4 protein-coding genes are annotated in these 3,812 nt (G+C 73.3%); 2 read left to right on the forward strand and 2 right to left on the reverse strand.

Features of this window, described 5'->3' with window-relative positions:
- Positions 1 to 3 precede the first annotated feature (3 nt).
- Positions 4 to 1,122 (forward strand): RNA polymerase sigma factor SigF, encoded by a 1,119-nt coding sequence (locus I003_RS0129080; RefSeq protein ID WP_027774667.1) that lies wholly within the window; start codon positions 4 to 6, stop codon positions 1,120 to 1,122.
- A gap of 256 nt (positions 1,123 to 1,378) precedes the next feature.
- Here the strand turns inward: I003_RS0129080 and I003_RS36295 are convergent, their stop codons facing one another.
- Positions 1,379 to 1,603 (reverse strand): hypothetical protein, encoded by a 225-nt coding sequence (locus I003_RS36295; RefSeq protein ID WP_027774668.1) that lies wholly within the window; start codon positions 1,601 to 1,603, stop codon positions 1,379 to 1,381.
- 156 nt (positions 1,604 to 1,759) lie between these two features.
- Between I003_RS36295 and I003_RS0129090 the strand changes: the two genes are divergently transcribed.
- The gene (locus tag I003_RS0129090; RefSeq protein ID WP_027774669.1) at positions 1,760 to 3,340 is read left to right on the forward strand and encodes an MDR family MFS transporter; all 1,581 of its coding nucleotides are present in this window, start codon (positions 1,760 to 1,762) and stop codon (positions 3,338 to 3,340) included.
- 45 nt (positions 3,341 to 3,385) lie between these two features.
- Here I003_RS0129090 and I003_RS33785 read toward each other — a convergent pair.
- On the reverse strand, positions 3,386 to 3,812 hold a 427-nt coding region (locus I003_RS33785), incomplete at its 5' end, for a TetR/AcrR family transcriptional regulator C-terminal domain-containing protein (RefSeq protein WP_037722148.1).

A 3,812-nucleotide genomic window follows, 5' to 3' on the forward strand; every position in this document is an offset into this window, starting at 1 on the left:
GGCATGTCCGCAGAACTGGGCAGCTCGCAGATGCTCACCGAAGTCGCGCCTCTCGGCGCACAAGCGGCTTTCCCCGACGCCCCGGCCGCCACGGCCCAGGGCCCGGACCGCACCCTGGACCCACCCCCCGACCCGGCGGCAGCCGGTCACGCCCCGGCGCCACCGGCACCGCCACCACCCCTCGGCGCCGCGGTCACGGCGACCGGGAGCGGGCCCGACGCCGCGCTGGCCGCTCCGGCCGTGCCCGCCCCCGCCGCCCCGGCGGACGGCGCCGTCCCGGAGCCCGGGGCCGCCGCCGGCCCGGACGCCGCGGCCGAGCCCGACGCCGCCACCGAGCCGGAAGCCGCCTCCTCCGGCAGCATCGACACCCGTACCCTCTCCCGGGCCCTCTTCCTCCGCCTCGCCGAGCTGCCCCCCGGGGACAGCCCCGAGCGCTCGTACGTGCGCGACACCCTGATCGAGCTGAACCTGCCCCTCGTGCGCTACGCGGCGGCCCGCTTCCGCAGCCGCAACGAGCCGATGGAGGACATCGTCCAGGTCGGCACGATCGGCCTGATCAAGGCGATCGACAGGTTCGACTGCCGGCGGGGCACCGAGTTCCCGACCTTCGCCATGCCCACGGTCATCGGCGAGATCAAGCGGTACTTCCGCGACACGAGCTGGTCCGTGCGCGTCCCGCGCAGGCTGCAGGAGCTGCGGCTGGCGCTCACCAAGGCCAGCGACGACCTCGCACAGCAGCTCGACCGCTCCCCGACCGTGCCGGAACTCGCCCAGTACCTCGGCGTCTCCGACGAGGACGTGGTCGACGGCCTCGCCGTCGGCAATGCGTACACGGCCAGCTCCCTCGACTCCCCCGCCCCCGAGGAGGACGGCGGCGAAGGCTCGCTCGCGGACCGCCTCGGGTACGAGGACACGGCGCTGGAGGGCGTGGAGTACCGCGAGTCGCTGAAGCCGCTGCTGGCTCAACTCCCGGCGCGGGAGCGGCGGATCATCATGCTGCGGTTCTTCGGGAACATGACGCAGTCGCAGATCGGCGACGAGGTGGGCATCTCGCAGATGCACGTGTCCCGGCTGCTGACGCGGACGCTGGCGCAGCTTCGGGCAGGACTGATCGCGGACTGACGACGGGGCCGGCGCGGGGCCGGCCCCGGCTCGTAGGCCGTACCGCCCGTGTGCCGTACGGTCCGTATGCCGTACGGGACGGGCCGTAGACGGCGCCGTACGCCGCGTCTACGGCAGCGCGGAAGGCGAGGACGCACGGAGAGGGCGCAAGCGACCCCCGAGGGCCGCCCGGGGCTGCACGAGCGCCGCCCGGAAGCCGCTGCGCCGGGCCCGGGCTCAGGGCCCCGCACTCCTCAGCAGGCCGGCCGCTCCCGGCTCATCCCACCGCGAGCCACACCACTCCCGCCAGCACCGCCAGCGCGACGACGATCCCGACGATCAGCCCCACCCGCGGCCCCGAACTCGCCGCCGCGGCCGCCGGCTGCTGCGGCCGCCGCGCCTGCGGGCCGCCGCCCTCGTCCACGAAGGCGCGGAACATCTGTGTGCTCCCGGCCGGGTCGTAGTTGGGATCGGGCTGTTGACCTTGCGGATTGTGAGCCATGGAGCAGGACACTAGCGAACGCTCCGGACGCCTGTCAGCGGGGGGAAGGCCCCCTTCCGCTCCCTTCGGGCCCGCGCCGCCCCGGCGTCGATTGCCTTTGGCAACCATTCGCCATACTGTTGCTTAGTGCAACAAACTAAAGTCGCCTCCTCCGGCATGACTCACCGGCAGATACTGGAGGCCCTCTCCGGCCTGCTGCTCGGCATGTTCGTGGCCATCCTCTCCTCGACCATCGTCAGCAACGCCCTGCCCCGGATCATCGCGGACCTCGACGGCACGCAGAGCGCGTACAGCTGGGTCGTCACCGCCGCCCTGCTCGCGATGACCGCCTCCACCCCCCTGTGGGGCAAGCTCGCGGACCTGGCCAGCAAGAAGTTCCTGGTCCAGCTCGCCCTCGTGATCTACGTCGCCGGCTCGGCCGTCGCCGGCCTCAGCCAGAGCACGGGCACGCTCATCGCCTGCCGCGTCGTCCAGGGCATCGGCGTCGGCGGCCTCAGCGCCCTCGCGCAGATCATCCTCGCCGCGATGATCTCCCCGCGCGAACGCGGCCGTTACAGCGGCTACCTCGGCGCCACCTTCGCCGTCGCCACCGTCGGCGGCCCCGTTCTCGGCGGCGTGATCACCGACACGAGCTGGCTGGGCTGGCGCTGGTGCTTCTACATCGGCATCCCGTTCGCCGTCCTCGCGCTCGTCGTGCTGCAGAAGACCCTGCGGCTGCCGGTGGTGCGCCGGAAGGTGTCGATCGACTGGCGCGGCGCCGTGCTGATGAGCGCGTCCGTCTCGCTGCTGCTGATCTGGGTCACCCTCGCGGGGGAGTCGTACGCGTGGCTGTCCTGGCAGACGGGCGCGATGACCGGCGGCGCGCTGGTGCTGGGGCTCGCGTTCCTCTGGGTCGAGACCTGGGTGCCGGAGCCCGTGCTTCCGCTGCGCCTCTTCCGCAACCGCACCCTCACCCTCGCCTCGCTGGCCTCCCTCTTCGTCGGCATCGCGATGTTCGGCGCCACGGTCTTCCTCAGCCAGTACTTCCAGCTCGCCCGCGGCGAGAGCCCGACGAAGTCGGGCCTGCTGACCATCCCCATGATCATGGGAATCTTCCTGGCCTCGACGATCTCGGGGTGGATCATCACCCGCACCGGCCGCTGGAAGGTCTGGCTCGTCGCCGGCGGGCTGCTGCTCACCTCGGGGCTCAGCCTGCTGGGCACCATGCGCTACGACACCCCGTACTGGCACGTCGCAATCTTCATGGCCGCGCTCGGCACCGGCATCGGCATGATGATGCAGAACCTGGTCCTGTGCACCCAGAACCAGGTCGACCCCGCCGACCTCGGCGCCGCCAGCTCCGCGGTCGCCTTCTTCCGCTCCCTCGGCGGCGCGGTCGGCGTCTCCGCCCTCGGCGCCGTCCTCGGCAGCCGCATCTCCGGCTACATGCGCGACGGCCTGGCCGGCCTCGGCATCCCGCCCGCCCGCGCCGCGGGCAAGGCGGGCGGCGACGGCACGGCGATCCCGGACCTCGCGGAGCTGCCGCCACCGGTGCGGACGGTGGTGGAGAGCTCGTACGGGCACGGGCTGGCGGACATCTTCCTGTACGCGGCACCGGCGGCGCTGCTGGCGCTCGTGATGGTCGCGTGCATCAAGGAGGTGGCGCTGCGGACGCGCAGCGGCCTGCAGCAGGCGGGCTCCCCCGAGCGCACCGACACACCGGCTAAGGCCCGGGTCCGGTCCCTCACGCGGGGGTGAGGGGGCTCGGGTGGTGCCGGCCCCTGGTCGGCCGGGTCCGGTCCCTCACGCGGGGGTGATGGTGGGCCGGACCTGCTCGGCGACACGATCACGCATGGCGGCCATGCCGGCGAGGACGCACTCCAGGGCGAAGCTGAAGTCGCGGTCGCGCTGCTCGCGGCCGGCCGGCAGAACCGCCGGCACCGGAGCGACCGCCGCGGGCGGCCCGACGTACTCGGGATGCTCCCGCAGCGTCCGTACGAACTCGCCGTAGCACTCGTCCTCCGCCACCCCCTCCGCCCGGCACAGCTCCGCCCACCGCCCGCCGGCGCCCCCGAACCCGTACGAGAACGGAAACAGCAGCGACAGCCCACCCGTCAGGCACTCCTCCGGCAGCCCGGCACGCCGCATCGCGCGCTGCGCGGCGGCGACGCACGCCATGGCGCGGGGCCCGACGTTCAGATACTCGCCGGCGAGGCGGGAGACCCAGGGG

It is taken from the genome of Streptomyces sp. CNQ329 (assembly GCF_000482585.1).

Coding starts and splice junctions, on each gene's coding strand:
- I003_RS0129080 (WP_027774667.1), top strand. CDS start 4: ATGTCCGCAGAACTGGGCAGCTCGCAGATGCTCACCGAAGTCGCGCCT.
- I003_RS0129090 (WP_027774669.1), top strand. CDS start 1,760: ATGACTCACCGGCAGATACTGGAGGCCCTCTCCGGCCTGCTGCTCGGC.
- I003_RS36295 (WP_027774668.1), bottom strand. CDS start 1,603: ATGGCTCACAATCCGCAAGGTCAACAGCCCGATCCCAACTACGACCCG.